Origin of the sequence: Diaminobutyricibacter sp. McL0608, from assembly GCF_039613825.1 — a bacterium.
In the GTDB taxonomy this organism is placed as follows: Bacteria; Actinomycetota; Actinomycetes; order Actinomycetales; family Microbacteriaceae; genus Diaminobutyricibacter.
Genome location: NZ_CP154826.1, coordinates 1,935,321 through 1,954,729, shown reverse-complemented (window position 1 = coordinate 1,954,729; position 19,409 = coordinate 1,935,321). Strand labels below are relative to the sequence as shown.

The window sequence follows — 19,409 nt, the reverse complement described above, 5'->3', positions numbered from 1 at the left end:
GTACCCCCGGAGAAATTCAGGCACCCCTATGCGCGCGCGATGCATCGGAACCTGCAAGATAAGCGTATGGACCCCCTCACCACATCGGACATCACCCACATTCGTGCGAGTACGCAACCGTAAACAGGGGTACGTAGAGGGTCAAAATCCCCGGAATTACGCGGAAGTTGCCCGCCACGACAGGGGCCAAATTGGGTTCGAGTCCCACCACCGGCACTTCATCAGCGGCATGCCTGCGGCGAACACGGTTCGCCTCGCAGCACTCGTCCTACGGCGTGAGCTGTACGACGCAGCCGCTCAGGCCCGGGTCGCTGTAGCTCAGTGAGAGCACGAACGACCAGGGTTCCGCGCCGCTCGGAACCGTGACAGTGCCGCCGCGCTTCAATGCGCTGCCGATGGACCCGTCCCCCGCTGCACGAGCTGCAGCCGGCGCCGAGATATCCGTCCAGCTGTACTGGAGTCGTCCGCACCCCGGCTGGGTGCCGAGGTCGACTTTCGTTGTGGTCGCAGGATTGACCAGAACGCGTGTGGGTGCGGTCCCGCCTCCGACGAGCGTCGACCACGAGGTGGGCGTCGAGGAGTTCGGCCCCTGTGACCGCCGGTCGTCATCGGTCAGCAGTGCGAGCTGGTCCTCGATCCCGTGGCCTGTCGTGGCTGGCAGGTACGGGCGGATGGCCCGGGCGAAGTCGATCGCATCCGATTGCGGAATGCGCAGCCGCACGAGCTGCAGGTCCGTCAAGGTCCAGGATTGCCCGGCGTCGACGGGTGTTCTCGAGGTGATCCATCGTGCCGCGTCGGGCGACTGGAGGAATCGGTCGACATTCATGAGGTTGTTGCGCCCTTTGGCGAGGTCCGGTGTCCATCGGGTCGATACGAGCACCGTCCGGCCCTGATCGCCGATCAGTGTCGACCAGGGCAGTGCGTCCTGCAGGTCCACCTGCGGCATCAGGAAGATGTCGGGCGCGGCCGTCGCCAGTCGTTGCGCGAAGACCTCGCTCAGGATGCTGCTGTTCAGCACGTTCGATCCGACCGGCACGAGTATCGGGCCCCCGGTCTTCGCCGCGCTGTCGACCGTCTTCGCCAGAACTTCGAGCTGCTGGATGTTCGACTGGACCCACGGGAAGCTCACGGTCGGGCGAAGGGCAGGAGGGAGAGCTGCGCCTGCAGCGCGAGCGGGAGCAAGGAGCGGGGTGACCGGGGCGAACATGTAGATGAAGGTCAGAAGCACCACAGCGGCGGAAGCGATGTGGACGGGGCGGGTGCGCCCTCTCGTGAAGAAGACGCAGACCCCGACGAACCCGGTGGACGTCAGGAGAGGCCAGACGTGCACTTCGTGGATCAGGCCGGCCTGACGCTGAGTGAACGCCCACACGAATTCCGAGACAGCGACGAACCCGAGGACGAATATCGCCCGGCTGCGGACACCCGGCCTCGGCGAGCGGATGAGCATGACGAGCGCTATCAGGCCGACGATCGCAGCAGCCAGAGCGATGACGCCGCCGGCATATTTGAGGTCGGTGGCGAGCACATCGCTGAGCGTGCTCTGGTAGCTGGCGTAGAAGAGGGAATTGTCCCGCGAGAAGATCGCTGAGAGGGTTCCCGGGGTCAGGACCGCGATGCCCACCACCACACCGACCGCCGCGAGGATGACGCGCAGGCTGAAGAGCTCGCGTGACAACGCCTTCATCCGGGTCGCCGCCTGGCGATCGATGAATGCAGTGACCACATAGGCGAGCAGGTAGACCCCGAACACGATGACGAGGTCGAAGAGGAAGTTCTTCTTGGTGAGGAGCGAGAGCGATCCGGTGAGGAGCGCCCAGAAGAGCGTGCTCCTGTTCATCGGTCGTGAGATGAGTATCCAGATCGCGCCGAGGATGAAGGCGAACCCGATGAGATCGGGAACGCCGATCTCTGCGATGAGGAAGGTGGTGGGGTTGAAGGCGACGATCAGAACGATCGGGATCGAGACCCGCACACTGAAGAGGCGACTGACGATCTTCGTGATGAGGATGACGACCGGCACCAGCCCGACGATCGTCATCGCGAGGATGTAGACGATGCGAACGTTCAGGCGAGCGGGCGATAACCCGGTCAGGGGAACAGACCAGTACGGCGGATACTCGGATCTGCTTGCTGCGAGCAACTCATGGATGAACGCCAGCGGTCCCCCGCGGAGCGCCTGCGAGACACCCATCGCCATCTCCTGGAACCCGCGCGGGTCGTAGAAGTAGATCTGGTCCTCGAGCGATACGTAGAACGCCATGCACGCGACAAGGAGGACAAGCGGGATGCCCCAGATGACGGCGACCCGGCGAAACCGGGCAGCGCCGCGCGACGGCCCGTGCGGTCCTTCCATCGTCTCAGGAAGGGACTCGGCGGGGGCCGCGAGTTCGAGGTTCGACGTGGACGTCATGGAAGGAATGAAGCTCTCGCGTGCTGACGGACTACCGGACCAGAAAAGAGTAGAACACGAATTCTACAGGAGCTGGGAACGCCACTCGTCCGGCTACGACGCCAGGGGCGGGTTCCTGGTTGCGACGATGACCCCTGCCAGGAGAACGGCGACCCCGAGCACGGCGACGACGCTACCGACCCACATGCCGGCAAGCTCGGGCGCGATGGAGGGCACGGCCTGGGTGAATTGCGTGTACGTGTAGACCGGCAGGGTGCGCAGGCCGGATGCTGCGAAGAGTGCGTGATCGGCAGCCGCCTTCGCTGCCAGCGCACCGATGACACCTCCGATCGCCGTCAGCGCACCGAACGCCAGCAGGAGAACGACAGAGAGGTTCCGCTGACCGACGGAACTGCCTGGAGCGTTCGTGTCCCCGTGGCCCTCATCGTCGGTCGTACCGACCCGGGAGCCGGGGGCGCCGGGCCCGGCCGCGACCTGCGCGAGAACGATCGCGACTACACCGAGGAAGAGGGTCGCTGCGAGGTTGATGAGCCCGTCGATCGTCGAGAACGCGAAAGCCAGATTAGCAACGGCAGGCGCGCCGAAGTATCCGACGATCTGGAGAACCAGCCACGGGACCGTGATCGCGACCAGTGCCCACGTCGGCGCCCAGTTCCATGGACGCGGAACCACTCCTGCACGCGCGATCTGGATCGCCGCGATGAGCGCGGCGACGAACTGGATGAGGTCGTTGGCGTAGCCGACCGCAAACGTCCATTCGACCCCGCCCCGGCCGGCCGCATAGATCGTCGAGACGATCGGGCCGAGCAGTACTGCAGTGAGCAGGGTCCAGAGTCCCAGGAACACCACGGCGGTCGTCCCGAGCGGCCGCCGGGCGGTCACGCTTCCGGAGCCGCGGATGCCGAAGGCGAAGAGGACTGTGGCGGCAGCGAAGCACACCGGTCCGATGAAGATCCCGCCGGGTATCTGCGAGCCGATGGACGGACTGCCGAGGGACAGGATCGGCGAGACGATCAGGAGCGCCCCACCGATGGTCCACGCGAGCCGGGTGTCGGCGCTGATCGCGACGATGGCGCGTTTACCGCTCATGCTCGGATCCTACTGTCCCGGATCCCTTGTGTAGACACGAACATCATTCTTCGAGATTTCCTCACTGAATACGGTCTGGCAGTGGCAGGATGGGGACGTCATCTGATGCCGAAGACGTGAGCAACAGGTGCGGTGCCCCAGCCGACGCAGGCCCGCAACAACCGGTGTTCGCTGAATCCCGATCGGGATCGTGACGCGTGTGTGCGCGACGGAGCGCCCGCCTGACGCGAATCGAAGGAGCATGACAAATGGCTGATTTGAAGCTGGGCAAACTGCCCGCACGTGAAGGTGCTGTCTCGTTCACCTTCTCGGCATTCCTCGACGAGACGAAGCTCCCGCCGGTCCCGCCGGTCTTCGGTCACCAGGAACTCTATGCGGCGACACCGATCGGGATGCTCGGCAACGACAAGTTCGGCGACTGCGTGTGGGCCGGCGCCGCTCACGAGACGATGCTCTGGGGCGATGAGGCGAAACACACGTATTCGTTCACCGACCAGTCCGTCCTCTCGGATTATGCGAAGGTCACCGGATTCAACCCCGACGACCCGAACAGCGACCAGGGAACCGACATGTCGGTTGCGGCGTCCTATCGCCGCAAGACCGGCGTCATCGATGCGAACGGCAAGCGGCACAAGGTCGCGGCCTACCTCGCCCTCCGGGTGGGAAACCTGGATGACGTGAAGCAGGCCTGCTACCTGTTCGGCGCGGTCGGCCTTGGCATCAAGTTCCCGGACTCGGCGATGGACCAGTTCAACAAGGGGGAGCCGTGGTCGGTTGTGCCGGGCGCGAAGATCGAGGGCGGTCATTACGTGCCGCTGGTCGGTTTCGACGGGACGCACTTCCAGATCGTCACCTGGGGAAAGCTCCATCCGATGGATCCGGATTTCCTGGCGACCTACATGGACGAGGGCATCGCGTACCTGTCGAAGGAGATGCTCACCGCAGGCAAGTCCCTCGAGGGCTTCGATCAGGCCGCCCTGCAGGCGGATCTGAAGGCGCTCGGCTAAGGCGGGTACGCGCGGGCTAGTCGTCGAGAGTGCGGCAGGTCAACCGGACGTGCCAGTCGATGGTTTCGCTCAGGTGGAAGACGTAGCTGGCCGGGAGCCGTTCGCAGGCTCGCGCAGCCGCGGTCACCTGAGCGGACCACTGCGGCCCTGAGGAGCGTCGGGTGTCCTGGGGGATGAACTGCACGAGGAGCAGCGCCGCCACGACACCGAGCGCGATCCCGCCCGCGAGCCTTCGACGTTCGCCGAGCCATCGACGGGTCGCCGACGTCGCGCGGTCGCCGACAGACACCCGCGCAGCCCCCGTGACACCACGCGACACTGCCAGCGAGATCGCGAGAACGACGACCGCCGCCAGCATCATGGACGGCACGACACCGTACCGGGCGAGCCACACCTGTGCGAGCTCGTCGGTGTCGAACCGCGCGTAATCGTAGAACGAGTTGGGATTGGTGACGACCGCGATCGTGTAGAACGCGATCGAGCCGGCGACGAGCCCGCTGCCGGCGATGCGCTGCGTGAACGTTCCCCGCAGTATGACGTAGACGAGCGCACATGCGACCGCGGCGAATACGGCGATGCCGACGAGCGGTCCGCTGCTCACCAGGACCGGTCCGATGGAGTTCTGCGGAGTCACCAGCGGCGTGACGGCGTTGATCAGGTAGCCGTAGGCGATGGACAGTGTTTCGATCGGTGGATGCCCGGACGGCGGGCGCGGCCAGAACAGAGTGACGAACAACTCCATCGCCAGTCCGATCGCGAGTCCCGCGAACATCGGCCACCGACTCCGGTCTCGCCAGCGGATGAGGGCGAGCGGGAGGAGCAGCAGGCACTGGATCTCGGTCGCGGCTCCCGGAAACGCGACGACTCCGAGAACGATCGAGCCCGCGCGCGTCCGCGGTGTGTAGAGGAGCATCCACAACACCGTCCAGAGCACCAGCGAGTGCACATTCGCAGCGTCGCCGAGCACCTCGCGGGGTGCGAGCGGCGCGAGAACCGTGAGACCGGCGATCATCATTCGGCCCGGCAGCCAGGGGACGACATCCCGGGTGCAGACGAAGACCACTGCCGCCAGGATTCCGGCGACGATGCAGGAGCCGGCCGTCATCGCGTCCGCCCATTGAGGAACCGGAACGAAGGTGACGGTGAAGGCCGCGATCAGCCGCGGGATGGTGTGGAGATAGCCTGCGTACGGAATCGTGAGCGAGGTCAGGGGGCCGTGGTTGACCGCATCCTGGAGGAAATTCCTTCCGTCTTCCGCCCAGAGCGTGTTGCGCGCCACCGCAGGGATGCGCCACCACGCCGCGATGGCGCAGACGGCGGCGAGCACGGCGACGGATGCAGAGGCGTGCGCCGCGAGGAAATCGCGGAACTCCTGCATCCGGCCGGGCACGAACCGGCCGGTGTGGACCGTCGGCGCTGTCATCGTCTCGTGGCTCCCCGTTCTTCACGCACGCGGTCAGACCATCACTCTGGCCGGTCGAACTGGGAACGGAGTGCAGGAGCCTTCGGACCTTCGCAGCTTAAAATCGGCACATGTCGCGGGTCGTCGTCGTCATCCCTCTGGAGCCGCTCCACGCCGGCACGCGGTTCGCGGTCCGTGAATGGCCGCTCCATGTGACAGTCGTCCCACCGTTCAGCACCCACGCCACCATCGACGACCTCGCTCGCGCCATCGCAGAGACCACGGCCGGTGTCTCGGCGTTCCCGGTCACGGCGGGTCGCGGCGCGCTGTTCGGTCGGCGCCACGATATCCCTGTGACGCTCGTCGACGAGGATGCTCGACTCACCGGACTCCACGCGGCCCTGACCGCGGCCCTCCATCCCCTCGCATTGCCGTCGAGCGAACGCTCGTTCCAGCCGGGACCGTACCGGCCGCACGTCACGGTCAAGGGCGAGCGGCGGGCCGCCGAGGGTGAGGTTCTGAGGCTCCGGCAGGTCGCCCTCGTCGATATGGCTCCGCGTTCCTCGCCGGGTGGCCGCGAAGTGCTCGCCACCGTCGAGCTCGCGCCGGCCCAGACGGGATGAGGTCAGCTCAGCGGGCGTGCGCGAGCAGCCAGTCGAACGCGACGGGCGCCGCCTCCAGAATCGAGATATGACCGTCACGCGGGCGCAGCCACAGCTCAGCATCCGCCATGGTGCCGACCAGCCACTCTGCGTGCGTCGCGGGCACCACCCGGTCATCCCCGCCCTGAGCGAGGAGGACGGGTGCTGCGATGTCCGCGATCTCGAATCCCCAGGGCTGGACGAAGGCGAGGTCGTCGGTGATCAGGCCCTCGGGCCCGTCGCCTGACGCGATCCCGACATCCGCCCCGAGGGACGTCCAGGACCCGGCGAGGGTGGCGTAGTCGCGGTCGTTGAAACTCAGCGGGTCGAACTCCGCGGTCTCCTCGAATGCCGTCCGCGCATCCGGACCCTCGACCGCGGCGCGCAGCGCTGCCCCGTCCGAGGCCATGCCCCCGAACCAGTCGATGCCGGCGTCGAACGGAGCGAGCGTGGCGAACGTCGCTGCGGCCGGCACCCGGCCCGGCAGGAGCGCTGCGCACGCGAGGGCATGCGGTCCCCCTCCGGATGCGCCCATCACGGCGAAACCGCCCAGCCCGAGTGCGTCGGCGAACCCTTCGACGTCGATCGCCGCCGAGGCGACGTCCCTTCCGGGCACTCGCGTCGAGCCGCGGTAGCCCGGTCGCGCGTACGAGAGCAGGCGGATGCGCCTGGCCGACGCAGCCTCGAGGAGCGGGTCGAGGAGTGCCCCGGTCTGGGGTGAGCCGTGGAACCAGACGACGGTCAGCGCGTCGGATTCCGCCGCTCCCGTGTCGTAGACGCGCACAGTGCGACCATCGGAGAGTCGGACGTCATGTTCGAAGACCACCCGCACATCGTATGGGGTCCGGCCGACGCGGCGGGTCGGTGCACCGTCGCGGTCGCCGACGGACTTCTCACGTGAGGTGGTCGTTCGCCCCGCTGACCCACGCGATGTACCGGTCCGCCGAGCGCTGGACGGCCCCGCGAGCATCCGACATGATGCGGTTGCCGAAATTGCCGTAGGCGCGATCGAAGGCGTGTGCGGTCACGGCGCCGGCGACCCGGCCGACGACCGCGGCCGACATCGGGATCGCGTTCGGGAAGCTGCGCATGAACGTGACCCAGCGGCCCGAGGGTCCCGGGAAGAACGTGTCACCGGCGAGGACGACGCCGCGGCCTTCTGCCCCCGGAGCCCAGTGCACGATGGCGCTGCCGGGAAAGTGGCCGCCGATCGTCCGGAGCGTCACCCCGGGGAGGAGCTCGACATCACCGGAGAACGTCCGGATGTGCGGATCGTCGCGCTGCACCCACTCGCGATCCGCCTCGGCCACGAGGATCTCCGCATCGAGGTACCGCGCCCACGTACTCTGGGCGCCGTACATGTGCGGGTGACTGGCCACGATGTACCGGGCACCGCCCAGCGCTGTGACCTGTGCCGCGGCGGCCTCGTCGACGAACCCGGTCGGATCCCACAGGAGGTTGCCCTGGCTGGTGCGCACGAGCTTCGCGTACTGGCCGATTCCCGTCTCCGGAGTGGTGTTCAGAATGTAGAGGTCAGGCTCGGCCTCGGCGATCTCGACCCTGCTCCCCCGCTCCGCGAGCAGCTGCAGGGAGGTCCAGGCCTGGCCGGACAATGGGACGTACTGGCGCTCGTCCAGGCAGATCGGGCATTCGGCGGGAGGCTGGTCGCCGGGCGGATATTCGACAGCGCACGCGGCGCAGAGCCAGTCAAACATGCGCCCAACGTAACAGACCGTTGTTCCATGCCTACATGCGGGCATAGCCTGAGCCGTGCGGGGTCGGTGCTGCATGTGATCGCCGGCTTTCACGCTGTTGCATTCTGCTTGGTCATACGCGTCGCACGTCGGCGCCCGGTGAAAGGTCAACGCACATGGCAGGTCAGCCCGTCGTCTTCATCCACGGTCTGTGGCTTCACGCCACCAGCTGGAACCCCTGGATCGAGTTCTTCCGCAACGAAGGCTACGATCCGGTCGCTCCGGGCTGGCCCGGCGAGCCGGACACCGTCGAGGAGGCGCGTGCGAATCCGGATGCGGTGGCCGACAAGAGCATCGACGACATCACCGCGCACTACGCGGCGATCATCGAAGCGTTCGAGGAGCCGCCTGTCATCATCGGGCACTCGTTCGGCGGACTGATCACCGAGAAGCTGATCGGGCAGGGCTACGGAAATGCGGGAGTCGCCATCGACCCCGCGCAGATCAAGGGTGTGCTTCCGCTCCCTCTCGCGCAGCTCAAGTCGGCTCTTCCCGGTCTCGGGAACCCGGCCAACCTCAAGCATGCCGTGTCGCTCACCGAGAAGGAGTTCAAGTTCGGCTTTGGCAATGAACTGACCGACGAGGAGTCGAAGGACCTGTTCGACGCGGTGGCCATACCGTCGCCCGCCCGCCCGCTGTTCGAGGCAGCATCCGCGAACTTCCGTGTCCACTCGCAGGCGAAGGTCGACACCGGGAACGAAGACCGCGGACCGCTGCTGCTCGTGTCGGGCACGAAGGACCACACGGTTCCCGATGTGACGACCGAAGCCACACTCAAGCAGTACCGGGACTCGAACGCGGTCACCGACCTGACGAAGTTCCACGGCCGCGGCCACTCGCTCGTCATCGACCACGGGTGGCGCGACGTGGCGACAGAGGTCCTTGTCTGGCTTCGCCAGCAGAACGCGAACGAGTAGTCGCGGAGGGGCGAACCGGAACCCGCACTAGGACAGGATGTCCTTCGTGGTGAACCGGCCGAACGCGAGCGCCCCGAACACGAGGATGTAGCCGAGCTGGAGCAGGGCATTCTGACCGAAGGACTCCCACGAGAGCGGCTGCCTCAGCATGTCCGCGAACCCCAGCCAGTAGTGGCTGAACAGCCACGGGTGCAGCCAGTCCACCTGTGGAAGTGAGTCGAGGACTTCGGAGGCGATGGAGAGCACGATCGTCGCCGCCATTGCGCCGACAGGAACGTCGGTGAGGGTCGAGATGAATAGTCCGATCGCCGAGAGGCCGAGCAGCGAGACGGTCACATAAAGGGCGACGAGCAGGAGGCGGAACAGCGCTTCGCCCAGGCTGACCGTGTCGCCCGAGAGGAGTGGAACGGGACCGATGGGGAACAGCGCCGCTCCGATCAGCACGCCCGCAGCGATGACGACGAGTGTGCCCACGACGCAGAACGCGGCCGCCCCGATGTATTTCACGACGAGCAGGCGAACGCGCCCGGCAGGCCCGACGAGCAGGTACCGCAGCGTGCCGTGCGACGCTTCACCTGCGATGGTGTCGCCGGCGACCACGCCGATCGTCAGCGGGAGGAACAACGGAACGCACACGACGAGGGCCGTGAAGGCGACGAACAGCCCGTTGTGCGTGATCTCGTTGAGGAATTGGGGTCCGCGCCCCGAGTTCGCTCCGGTGTCCCTGATCCGGACTGCGACAGCGATGAGGATCGGCACCCCGGCCAGTGCGGCCAGGAGCGCCCAGGTACGCCAGCGCCGGAACAGCACGCTGATCTCCGACCAGAGCAGGCTCCACCCCGAGCCCGTACGCTCGGCGGTGTCCGGCGCGGCCGCGACAACGGCGTCACTCGGCAACGTCGAACCCTTCGCCGGTGAGGGCGACGAACCGCTCCTCGAGACTCGCGCTGCTGACGCTGAAACCCCGGATGCGCACCCCGGCACCCACAAGGGCCGCGGCGATCTCCTCCGGCGCGATCGTCGAATCCGTGGTCGCGGCGACGATATTGTCGGGTGAGGCGGCCGGGTCGGCCGGTGGAGCATCCGCCGCCCCGTCGTCGACCTCGAGTCCGAGGGACGCGAGAACGCGGCGTGCAGCGGCCGTGTCCGGCGTGCGGACTTCGACGCGCGGGCTTCCGGCCTTGCGCAGGTCGGCGAGCGTGCCCTGCGCCACCAGTGCGCCGTTGCTCATGATGGCGGCGTGCGTGCAGATCTGGTCGATCTCAGCGAGCAGATGGCTGGATACGAAGACGGTCGTACCGCCTTCGGCGAGCGAGCGGATGAGGTTTCGCACCTCGCGCGTTCCCTGCGGGTCGAGGCCGTTGGTCGGCTCGTCGAGCACCAGCAGTTCACGCGGGGTGAGGAGGGCGTTGGCGATGCCGAGGCGCTGCTTCATTCCGAGTGAATAGGCCTTCACTCGTTTGCGCGCGGCGTGCGACAGCCCCACGCGTTCGAGGGATTGGGCGACGCGGTCGTGCCTTGTGCGCGCCGGTGCGTTTCGGTTGGCTGAATCGAGCCGCGCCAGGTTGGCCGCTCCCGAGAGGAACGGGTAGAACGCCGGACCTTCGACCAGAGCGCCGACGCGCGGAAGCACATCCAGCCCCTTACGCGGCATCTCCTCGCCGAGAACCCGGATCTCCCCTGCCGACGCCGATGCCAGCCCGAGGAGCATGCGGATGGTGGTTGTCTTGCCCGACCCGTTCGGGCCGAGGAATCCGAACACGGAGCCGCGCGGAACGTTCAGCCCGATCCCGTCGACCGCTGTATGCGAGCCGAAGCGCTTGGTCAGTCCGACCGTCTCGATCGCCGCCGGGGCGAACGAAACGTCGTCTGTCACCGGCGGTCGCCCGTCACTGCGCGGCCACAGCCTCGAGGCGCGAAACGGGTACGGCTCCAGCGAACACCCGGCCGTCGTCGGTCAGCAGGACGGACACGAGGGATGTCGAGAGCGCACGTCCTCCGGCCACCGGCGTCGTCAGTTCGCCGTAGAGCGGGTTACTCGTGACCGAGGCGGGCACCGACCCGACGGTGAGCTCGACCACCGCATCCCAGCCGGTACCGGTGACAGTCGGCTTCGGGTGGCCCGACTCCTGCTTCGGGGCTGTCGGGGCTTTCGGCAGCGCCTGCTGCTTCACCGTCGCGCCTGCGGGCGGCGTGAAGGTGAACATGCTCGCGGACGGAGTCGCCAGGTCGATGGACGTGAAGCCGACGGTGAACGCGGGATCATGCTGGCCACGGGCGTCGACGACGACCTGCAGCGGCAGCCCGGTCTCGGCGTCGACCGCGATGGCGACCGACCCGACCAGCGTCGCCGACGTCTTCGGTGTGAGGACGAGTTCGTACGCGTTACGGCCGGCGACCGACTGGTTGTCCCCGAGGGTGACCGTTGTGGACGGGTCGATCTTCGCGAGCAGCTTGTCGGCGATCTCCGCCGGGGTCACAACACCGTCCTGGGTGGAGGGCTCGTTCGCGCTCTTGGCAGGCACGGTGATGTGCGTCGCGGAGTTGTCCTTCGACTGGTACAGCCAGGCGTCGGTGCCGTTGCGGATCGCGTCGCGCTCGGCCAGCGAGTCCATCACCTGGACGCGCTGTTTCGTCGGACCGTCGGCATAGACGCGAGCCGTGTGAGAGGCGGTCACGAGATCCAGGATCGACGCGTCGCTCGAATCGGAGCCGGGCCCGGTGGTCGGCAACTGCGGCAGGCCGAGGTTCGAGGTCTGCTCGACGGTGCCGGAGAACGCCTCGACTTTGCTGTTCGCCACGAGGGCGAGCAGTTCGCTCGGCGTCCTCGCGGGCAGGTTCACCGCGGCACCGGCCTGCATCGGGATGATCACTGCGCCCGCAGCGATCACCGCAGGCACAGCGACGGCGGGAAGCCAGCGCAGCCACGCACGAGTCAACATGGGTCCTCCAGTCGGGTGATCCTCATTCGAGGGTACGCCTCGCGTGCTCGCAGAGCACCGTTCCTGGCTGCGAAGTCGTTGTGAACTCCGTGCGGGCGTCGAATCGCTCAGGCCAGGTGCGGAATACACCGCGGAGCGAATACGCTGCCCCCATCGTGAAACGCATCGGATTCCTCTCCTTCGGCCATTGGCAGCCCATCCCCGGCTCCGTCGCGAGGACAGCGCGCGACGCACTCGTGCAGACGATCGAGCTCGCCGTCGCCGCTGAAGAACTGGGACTGGATGGCGCCTACGTGCGCGTGCACCATTTCGCGCGCCAGCTCGCCTCGCCGTTCCCGCTGCTGGCCGCGATGGGCGCGCGCACCAGCAGGATCGAGCTGGGCACCGCGGTGATCGACATGCGTTACGAGAATCCGCTCTACATGGCTGAGGATGCGGCTGCAGCAGACCTGATCAGCGACGGCCGGCTTCAGCTCGGCGTGAGCCGCGGGTCACCCGAGACGGCGATGCACGGCTACGAGTCGTTCGGGTTCGTGCCCGCCGATGACGAGTCGGACGCGGACATGGCGCGCCGCCACACGGAGCTGTTCCGGGCGGCGATCGAGGGTGCGGGACTGGTGATGTCCAACCCGCAGATGACGGGTATCGAGCAGCCGCTTGCGATCGAACCGCGCTCCCCCGGCCTCGCGGAACGCATCTGGTGGGGCGCGGGCACCAGGGCGACAGCCGTGTGGACGGCCGAGCAAGGCATGAACCTGATGAGTTCGACGCTGCTCACCGAGGACACCGGTGTGCCGTTCGACCAGCTGCAGGCGGAGCAGATCCGGATGTTCCGGGATGCGTGGCGCGAAGCCGGCCACGACCGCGAGCCCCGCGTCTCGGTCAGCCGGAGCGTGATCCCGATCATCGACGACGAGACCCGCCGCTATTTCGGCGCACGCTCTGTCGTCGAGTCGCAGGACCAGGTCGGCCACCTCGACGGCGGTCTGGCGCGCTTCGGCCGCAGCTTCGTCGGCGAACCCGACGCGATCGCCGCAGAGCTCGCCGCCGACGAAGCCGTGCAGCTGGCCGACACGGTGCTCGTCACCGTGCCCAACCAGCTCGGCGTCGACTTCAACGCCCGCATTCTCGAGTCGATCAACCGCGACATCAAGCCGTCGCTCGGCTGACGACGCTGAGCGCGTCCCCCGTGTCGGTGGATCGTGCGACACTCGCCGCATGGCAACTATCGAACGCATCCGCCCTGCCGGACTCGTTGTGAGCCCGGCCTTCAGCCACGTCGCCGTTGTTCCACCCGGCGCGACGACGATCTACGTGGGTGGACAGAATGCCGTCGACGAGACGGGCGCGCTCGTCGGTGAAGACGACGTGGCAGCGCAGGCGACACGTGCACTCAGCAATGCCGTGACCGCGCTTCGAGCGGTCGACGCGACGGTTGATGACGTCGTGCAGTGGACAGTATTGTTCGTCGACGGGGTCGACCTCCGTGCTGCGTACGGAGCGATCGCAGGCGAACTCGCCTCCGACGGGCCCCCGCTGGTGTTGGGTGCGCGAGTCGCCGGACTCGGGGTGCCGGGCGCACTCGTGGAGGTCAGCGCCATCGCCGCCGTCCTGCGCTGACGGCCGCCACCTCCGACCCTTTCGTCGTGTGACTCTGAAGTAGGGCATGATGGACACGTCTTGCCCTGCAGCACCGCTTTTCGCTGACGTCCCGAAACGCAGCACCCGCATCCGTGCACCCTCACGAGGGTCCGCGGACCGAGTGATGAGGGAATCATGGCGCGAACCAGGGCCACGGCCTCGATCCCCGTCCGACGGCTCCATCGCGTTGCGGTCGTCGCCCTGATGGTGGGACTCGCCGGAACAGGAGCACTGTTCATGACCGCGACACCGGCGCACGCCGATGAGAAGCCGACCGCCACGGCTGACACGCCCGCCATCACGAGCATGTGGGCGTGGGGAAACTCGGTCGACCCGGCCGCCGACAACCGTGGACTCGGGCAGGCCGAGTTGGCTCCCGCAGCACTCGCCTCTTTCGCACAGGCGCACAGCCTGACGTCGGTCTACCTGTCGGTGCCGTGGGCTGCGGACCAGGGCGCGATCGGCACCTGGCTGGCCGATTCGGTGGATGCGCTCCATGCGGTCGGCGTGCGCGTCTCCGCACTCGGTGGCGACGCCTCCTGGCTGTCGAATCCCGCGCTGGTGGCCCAATGGATCACCGATGCCCGTGGCGCAGCGGACTTCGACGCGGTGCAACTGGATGTCGAACCGTGGGCAGGTCAGGCACAGGCCGATTTCGCGACCATAACTCCCGAGTACGTCGCGCTGCTGCACGCCGCGAAGACCGCTGCCGGCCCACTACCGCTCGGCGCCGACCTGCCCTGGTGGCTCACGACCGTCCCGTCCGGTGACGCCACGGTGTTCAATGCGCTCCTTCCCTCCCTCGACAGCGTGGCGATTGTCGCGTTCGCCGATCATGCGGCTGGGCCAGACGGTATCGTCGCGCTCGCGACGCCTGCCGCCACCGCCGTATCCGCTGCCGGCAAGCCGTTCACGATCGGGGTCGAGACCGACACGCCTGAGGTCGCGGGTGGCCCCCAGTTCACATTCGCCGACGACGGCGAAGCGACGCTCGTGATCGAGACCGATGCGGTGCGCGACGCATTCGCGAGGACCGCCGGCTACCACGGTGTGACGGTCGAGCACGTGCGCAGCTGGATCGCGCTGCTCGGGTGAGCATCCGTCTCATCCGCGGGCGGTAGCGTAAACATTATGTTCAGTAGTTACATCGCGATCGGCGACAGCTTCACCGAGGGGGTCGGAGACGAGCTTCCCGATGGCCGGACCCGCGGATGGGCGGATTTCGTGGCGGTCGGTCTCGCCGCCGCCTCGCCAGAACCGGTGCTGTACGCGAACCTCGCGATCCGCGGCCGCAAGCTGGCGCCGCTCCTGTCGGAGCAGTTGTCGCCCGCGATCGCCCAGCTCCCCCAGGTGATCAGCCTGAACGGCGGCGGGAACGACATCATGCGGCCGAAGGTCTCGATGCAGTCGGTGGTGACCATGCTGGAGTCAGCAGCGAACTCGGTCACTGAGGCGGGCATCCACATGCTCATGCTGAGCGGCGCGAACCCCAGCAGGCATCTGCCACTCGGAGCGGTGATGCGCAAGCGCGGCGATGAACTCGACTCGGCGGTCCGTGCGCTCTTTCCGCGTGCGAACATGACGTTCGTCGACAACTGGGCGGATGAGGGCCTCGGCGACATTCGATACTGGTCGTCCGACAAGCTCCACCTGAATGCCCTCGGTCACGCCCGCGTCGCAAGCAACGTGCTCACTGCGCTCCGCGTCCCCGTTCCGGCCGAATGGGGCGTCGAGGAGGTCGCGAACGCTCCGGGAGGCCCGCGCTCGCGCAACACTGTCGCCTACTACCGCGAGTATGTGCTCCCCTGGATCGGCCGCCGCCTCACCGGGCGATCCTCCGGCGACGGACGGACCGCGAAGATCCCCACGCTGACGCCGGTCGACCCGGCGACGACTCCCCCGCTCTGATGAGCACGGATTCCGGGCGAATACAGAATACGACGCGCGCCGCGCCGCGCACGGAATCGCGAAAGCTTCCGCAAGAATAATGAAAGTAAGGGTGCCTGTTGTTCGGGTCAACAGGCACCCTTGCTCATGCCGGCCTACGCGTTGTCGCCGCCGGTGTCGTCCAGCCGGGTCCCATCGGTCGCGCCATCCCAGGACCACTCGGCCACCTCGGGGATGTCCTCCCCGAACTCGCGGGTGTAGGCGCGAGCCCGAAGTCGCGCATCCTGCATCTCCTGCCGGAACCCGCCCTCGCGTGCTCCGAGGCCGGGAACCCGGTCGAGCACGTCGATGACCAGGTGATACCGGTCCAGGTTGTTGAGCATGACCATGTCGAACGGCGTGGTGGTGGTGCCCTCCTCGATGTAGCCGCGGACGTGCAGGTTGTCGTGGCCGGCACGACGGTAGGCCAGGCGATGGATCAGCCAGGGGTAGCCGTGATACGCGAAGATGACCGGTTTGTCGGTGGTGAAGATGGCGTCGTACTCGCGGTCGCTGAGGCCGTGCGGATGCTCGCCCTCGGTCTGCAGGCGCATCAGGTCGACGACGTTGACGACCCGGACGCGCAACGACGGCACACGTTCGCGGAGGATCGATGCTGCGGCGAGCACCTCGAGAGTCGGGATGTCCCCCGCAGCGGCGAGGACGACATCCGGCTCTTCGCCTTCGACCTCCGTACCCGCCCAGTCGAACAGGCCGATCCCGCGTGTGCAGTGCTCGACGGCCTCATCCATCGTCAGCCAGTTCGGTGCAGGCTGCTTGCCCGCGACCACGACGTTCACGTAGTCGACCGATCGCAGGCAGTGGTCGTACGTCGACAGGAGCGTGTTGGCGTCGAACGGCAGGTACACCCGCACCACGTCCGCCTTCTTGTTGACCACATGGTCGATGAAGCCGGGGTCCTGGTGCGAGGCGCCGTTGTGGTCCTGCCGCCAGACGTGAGAGCTGAGCAGGTAGTTCAGTGACGAGATCGGGCGTCGCCACGGGATCCGCCGCGATGTCTTCAGCCATTTGGCGTGCTGGTTGAACATCGAATCGACGATGTGCACGAACGCTTCGTACGAGTTGATGATGCCGTGCCGCCCGGTGAGCAGGTACCCCTCCAGCCAGCCCTGGCACTGATGCTCGCTGAGGACCTCGAGCACCCGTCCGGCCCGCGCGAGATGGTTGTCCGCATCGATCGGCCAGAGTTCCGCGTTCCATTGCTTGTCGGTGCGTTCGAAGACGGCACTGAGACGATTGGATGCGGTCTCGTCCGGGCCGAAGATCCGAAAATTGTCTGGGTTGTCCCGGATCACGTCGCGCAGCCACTCGCCGAGGACCTTCGTCGCCTCGCTCACGGAACCACCCGGCGACGGGACGTCGACCGCGTAGTCGCGGAAGTCGGGCAGGCGCAGGTCCTTCCGCAGGAGGCCGCCGTTCGCGACCGGGTTGGCGCTCATCCGCATTTCGCCGTCCGGCGCGAGGGCCATGACGACCGGCAGCGGTGCGCCCGCCTCGTCGAAGAGTTCGCCCGGCCGGTACGACTCCATCCAATCGTGCAGGAGACGGGTGTGCGCTTCGGTGTCGCGGGCATCGGCGAGCGGAACCTGGTGCGCGCGCCAGTTGTTCTCGGCCGGGTGACCGTCGATCTCCTTCGGACAGGTCCAGCCCTTCGGGGTGCGCAGGATGAGCATGGGCCATGCCGGCCGTCCGTCCAGCGTGCCGTCGGCGGCCGCGGCCTTGATGTCTGCGATGCGGTCCAGGATGTCGTCGAGGGTTGCGGCCATCCGTTCATGCACGGCGCGGGGATCCTCGCCGTCGAATCCGCCGGACACGAGATACGGGGTGTAGCCGTAGCCGCGCATGAGCTCGAACAGCTCCTCTTCGGGAATGCGCGCCAGCACCGTCGGATTGGCGATCTTGTAGCCGTTGAGGTGGAGGATCGGCAGCACGACGCCGTCCTGGGCGGGGTCCAGGAACTTGTTCGAATGCCAGGCCGTCGCGAGCGGGCCGGTCTCGGCCTCGCCGTCTCCCACGACGGCCGCCACCAGCAGGTCGGGGTTGTCGAATGCCGCGCCGTACGCGTGCGACAGCGAGTAGCCGAGTTCTCCGCCCTCGTGGATGGAACCGGGGGTCTCCGGTGCCACGTGGCTGGGGATGCCGCCCGGGAAGGAGAACTGCCGGAACAGCCGCCGAAGTCCGTCTTCGGTGTGGTCGATCCGGTTGTAGATCTCGCTGTAGGTGCCGTCCAGGTAGGCGTTGGCGACCATCCCCGGACCGCCGTGGCCGGGTCCGGCGATGTAGATGGTGTTCAGCGCACGATCGCGGATGACCCGGTTGAGATGTGCGTAGACGAAATTGAGCCCCGGCGTAGTGCCCCAATGGCCGAGCAGGCGCGGTTTGACGTGGTCGCGTGTCAACGGTGCGCGCAGCAGCGGGTTGTCCAGCAGGTAGATCTGACCCACGGACAGGTAGTTGGCGGCGCGCCACCACGCATCCAGCTGGTCGAGGGTTTCAGGGGACAGCTCTGTTCGTGCTCGGCGGGCCCAGAGGGCGGCGGATGCGTCGGTGTCGTTCACGAAGTCCTTCCATGCGTTCGCGGTGCCGCGGGCGGCTCAGGCGGGATGACTCGGATGCTTCCATCCTAGGAATGCTGCCGGGAGGCGCAATCCGTTGACTGGTCCGTTCCGAACGAATTCATGTGAGCATCCATATCGCAGGTTCGTCGGCGCCCACTTCGGGCAACATCGTGTATCCGCTCGTGACCAACCCGTCCTCGCTCGGTCTCGAGCGCGTGGTGGTGCCGACGGCTCTCGGTGACGTGGTCGTGTATCGCAGCCCTGGGACCGCATCCGAGGCGATGGTGCTGCTCCACGGCGCGGCCGGCAGTTGGACGACCTGGACACCGATGCTGCGGGCGGCGGGCCGGGGGCGGCTTTCCGGCCTCGTCATCCCCGATCTGCCCGGCTGGGGTGATTCGCTCGGGCCCGAATCGGGTCTGGGCGCGGTGGACGCGGAGAGCCTCGCCGCCGCCGTCGTCGAGGTGGTCCGGGCGTGCGGCTACGACAGCTGGCGCGTTCTCGGGCACTCGCTCGGCGGGTTCGTCGCGCTGGAACTCGCCGCACAGCGACCGAAGGAGACGACTGAGGTCCTGCTGGTGTCACCGACCACTCTCGGCGCGCGGGGTGACCGGATCTGCGCAGTTCAGGCCTGGGCAGCCTACCCGGCGTTGTTCGCGCTGCTGCAGGGGATGCGGATGCTCTCTGTGCTCGGTCGCGCAGGCTGCGCGGCGGTGCGCCTGCTCAATCGGGTCGGCCTTCTCCGCCTGCTCACCACTCCCCTGTTCGCGCCCGGCCGGCGCGTCGATGCCTCCGTAGTGGATGCCCTCGCCGTCGAGGTCAGACCAGCGGCGTTCGCGCGGGCCCTGCGTTGTGCGCGCCGGTACGACGCGGTCGGGCGCTGGGGACGGATCGAGTGCCCGGTCGTCAGCGTTCATGGTGACCGGGATGTGTTCACCGGCCGCAACGACGACGCACGCCTGCGCTGTGTCATTCCGCGCTTCACGGTCGCTGTGCTCCCGGCGACGGGACACTTCGGCCAGATCGAACGCCCTCTGCTCGTGCTCGCGGAACTCGGGCTCTGAGAACCTGCTGCGTGTGTCAGAGGCGACCGGTAGC

General features: G+C 67.3%; 17 protein-coding genes. 8 read left to right on the top strand and 9 right to left on the bottom strand.

Annotation, left to right across the window (positions count from 1 at the left end):
* Positions 1 to 268: 268 nt before the first annotated feature.
* Both AAYO93_RS09215 and AAYO93_RS09210 read right to left on the bottom strand, forming a co-directional pair.
* A complete protein-coding gene (locus AAYO93_RS09215) occupies positions 269 to 2,413 on the bottom strand; it encodes a hypothetical protein (RefSeq protein WP_345764680.1) in 2,145 nt (714 codons plus the stop codon).
* 93 nt (positions 2,414 to 2,506) lie between these two features.
* Positions 2,507 to 3,502, bottom strand: coding sequence for a hypothetical protein (locus AAYO93_RS09210; RefSeq protein ID WP_345764679.1), 996 nt, complete (start codon positions 3,500 to 3,502; stop codon positions 2,507 to 2,509).
* A gap of 248 nt (positions 3,503 to 3,750) precedes the next feature.
* Here AAYO93_RS09210 and AAYO93_RS09205 point away from each other — a divergent pair, with 248 nt between their 5' ends.
* Positions 3,751 to 4,509, top strand: a complete 759-nt coding sequence (locus tag AAYO93_RS09205; RefSeq protein ID WP_345764678.1) for a hypothetical protein — start codon at positions 3,751 to 3,753, stop codon at positions 4,507 to 4,509.
* 16 nt (positions 4,510 to 4,525) lie between these two features.
* Here the strand turns inward: AAYO93_RS09205 and AAYO93_RS09200 are convergent, their stop codons facing one another.
* Complete coding sequence (locus AAYO93_RS09200; protein WP_345764677.1) at positions 4,526 to 5,932, bottom strand: hypothetical protein; 1,407 nt, start codon at positions 5,930 to 5,932, stop codon at positions 4,526 to 4,528.
* Positions 5,933 to 6,042: 110 nt separating this feature from the next.
* On the opposite strand from AAYO93_RS09200, the gene AAYO93_RS09195 reads away from it, so the two are divergent.
* The gene (locus AAYO93_RS09195; RefSeq protein WP_345764676.1) at positions 6,043 to 6,534 is read left to right on the top strand and encodes a 2'-5' RNA ligase family protein; all 492 of its coding nucleotides are present in this window, start codon (positions 6,043 to 6,045) and stop codon (positions 6,532 to 6,534) included.
* 7 nt (positions 6,535 to 6,541) lie between these two features.
* Here the strand turns inward: AAYO93_RS09195 and AAYO93_RS09190 are convergent, their stop codons facing one another.
* Entirely contained in the window at positions 6,542 to 7,378 is an 837-nt protein-coding gene (locus tag AAYO93_RS09190; protein WP_345764675.1) for an alpha/beta fold hydrolase, read from the bottom strand.
* A 67-nt stretch (positions 7,379 to 7,445) separates the two neighbouring features.
* Positions 7,446 to 8,267 (bottom strand): MBL fold metallo-hydrolase, encoded by an 822-nt coding sequence (locus AAYO93_RS09185; RefSeq protein ID WP_345764674.1) that lies wholly within the window; start codon positions 8,265 to 8,267, stop codon positions 7,446 to 7,448.
* A 155-nt stretch (positions 8,268 to 8,422) separates the two neighbouring features.
* Between AAYO93_RS09185 and AAYO93_RS09180 the strand changes: the two genes are divergently transcribed.
* Complete coding sequence (locus tag AAYO93_RS09180) at positions 8,423 to 9,223, top strand: alpha/beta hydrolase (protein ID WP_345764673.1); 801 nt, start codon at positions 8,423 to 8,425, stop codon at positions 9,221 to 9,223.
* Between the two features lie 27 nt (positions 9,224 to 9,250).
* Here AAYO93_RS09180 and AAYO93_RS09175 read toward each other — a convergent pair whose 3' ends face one another.
* From AAYO93_RS09175 to AAYO93_RS09165, 3 genes are read right to left on the bottom strand one after another with little or no spacing between them, the layout of a single operon-like run.
* On the bottom strand, positions 9,251 to 10,120 hold the full coding sequence (locus AAYO93_RS09175; protein ID WP_345764672.1) for an ABC transporter permease: 870 nt from the start codon (positions 10,118 to 10,120) through the stop codon (positions 9,251 to 9,253).
* Positions 10,110 to 11,099 carry an ABC transporter ATP-binding protein gene (locus AAYO93_RS09170; RefSeq protein ID WP_345764671.1) on the bottom strand — a complete coding sequence of 330 codons (990 nt, stop codon included), beginning with the start codon at positions 11,097 to 11,099 and terminating at the stop codon, positions 10,110 to 10,112. Before AAYO93_RS09170 ends, AAYO93_RS09175 begins: the two co-directional genes overlap by 11 nt.
* 13 nt (positions 11,100 to 11,112) lie before the next feature.
* Positions 11,113 to 12,165 carry a LolA family protein gene (locus AAYO93_RS09165; RefSeq protein WP_345764670.1) on the bottom strand — a complete coding sequence of 351 codons (1,053 nt, stop codon included), beginning with the start codon at positions 12,163 to 12,165 and terminating at the stop codon, positions 11,113 to 11,115.
* Between the two features lie 155 nt (positions 12,166 to 12,320).
* Between AAYO93_RS09165 and AAYO93_RS09160 the strand changes: the two genes are divergently transcribed.
* The 4 genes from AAYO93_RS09160 to AAYO93_RS09145 all read left to right on the top strand — a co-directional run bounded on the left by AAYO93_RS09160 (position 12,321) and on the right by AAYO93_RS09145 (position 15,714).
* Positions 12,321 to 13,334: an LLM class flavin-dependent oxidoreductase gene (locus tag AAYO93_RS09160; RefSeq protein ID WP_345764669.1), complete on the top strand. Its 1,014-nt coding sequence runs from the start codon at positions 12,321 to 12,323 to the stop codon at positions 13,332 to 13,334.
* A 49-nt stretch (positions 13,335 to 13,383) separates the two neighbouring features.
* Positions 13,384 to 13,785 carry a RidA family protein gene (locus AAYO93_RS09155; RefSeq protein ID WP_345764668.1) on the top strand — a complete coding sequence of 134 codons (402 nt, stop codon included), beginning with the start codon at positions 13,384 to 13,386 and terminating at the stop codon, positions 13,783 to 13,785.
* A gap of 156 nt (positions 13,786 to 13,941) precedes the next feature.
* Positions 13,942 to 14,901, top strand: a complete 960-nt coding sequence (locus AAYO93_RS09150; RefSeq protein ID WP_345764667.1) for a hypothetical protein — start codon at positions 13,942 to 13,944, stop codon at positions 14,899 to 14,901.
* Positions 14,902 to 14,937: 36 nt separating this feature from the next.
* Positions 14,938 to 15,714, top strand: coding sequence for an SGNH/GDSL hydrolase family protein (locus tag AAYO93_RS09145; RefSeq protein ID WP_345764666.1), 777 nt, complete (start codon positions 14,938 to 14,940; stop codon positions 15,712 to 15,714).
* A 134-nt stretch (positions 15,715 to 15,848) separates the two neighbouring features.
* On the opposite strand, the gene AAYO93_RS09140 is transcribed toward AAYO93_RS09145, so the two are convergent.
* The gene (locus AAYO93_RS09140) at positions 15,849 to 18,311 is read right to left on the bottom strand and encodes a phosphoketolase family protein (protein ID WP_434056678.1); all 2,463 of its coding nucleotides are present in this window, start codon (positions 18,309 to 18,311) and stop codon (positions 15,849 to 15,851) included.
* A 122-nt stretch (positions 18,312 to 18,433) separates the two neighbouring features.
* Here AAYO93_RS09140 and AAYO93_RS09135 point away from each other — a divergent pair, with 122 nt between their 5' ends.
* Positions 18,434 to 19,375 (top strand): alpha/beta fold hydrolase, encoded by a 942-nt coding sequence (locus AAYO93_RS09135; RefSeq protein WP_345764665.1) that lies wholly within the window; start codon positions 18,434 to 18,436, stop codon positions 19,373 to 19,375.
* Positions 19,376 to 19,409 lie beyond the last annotated feature (34 nt).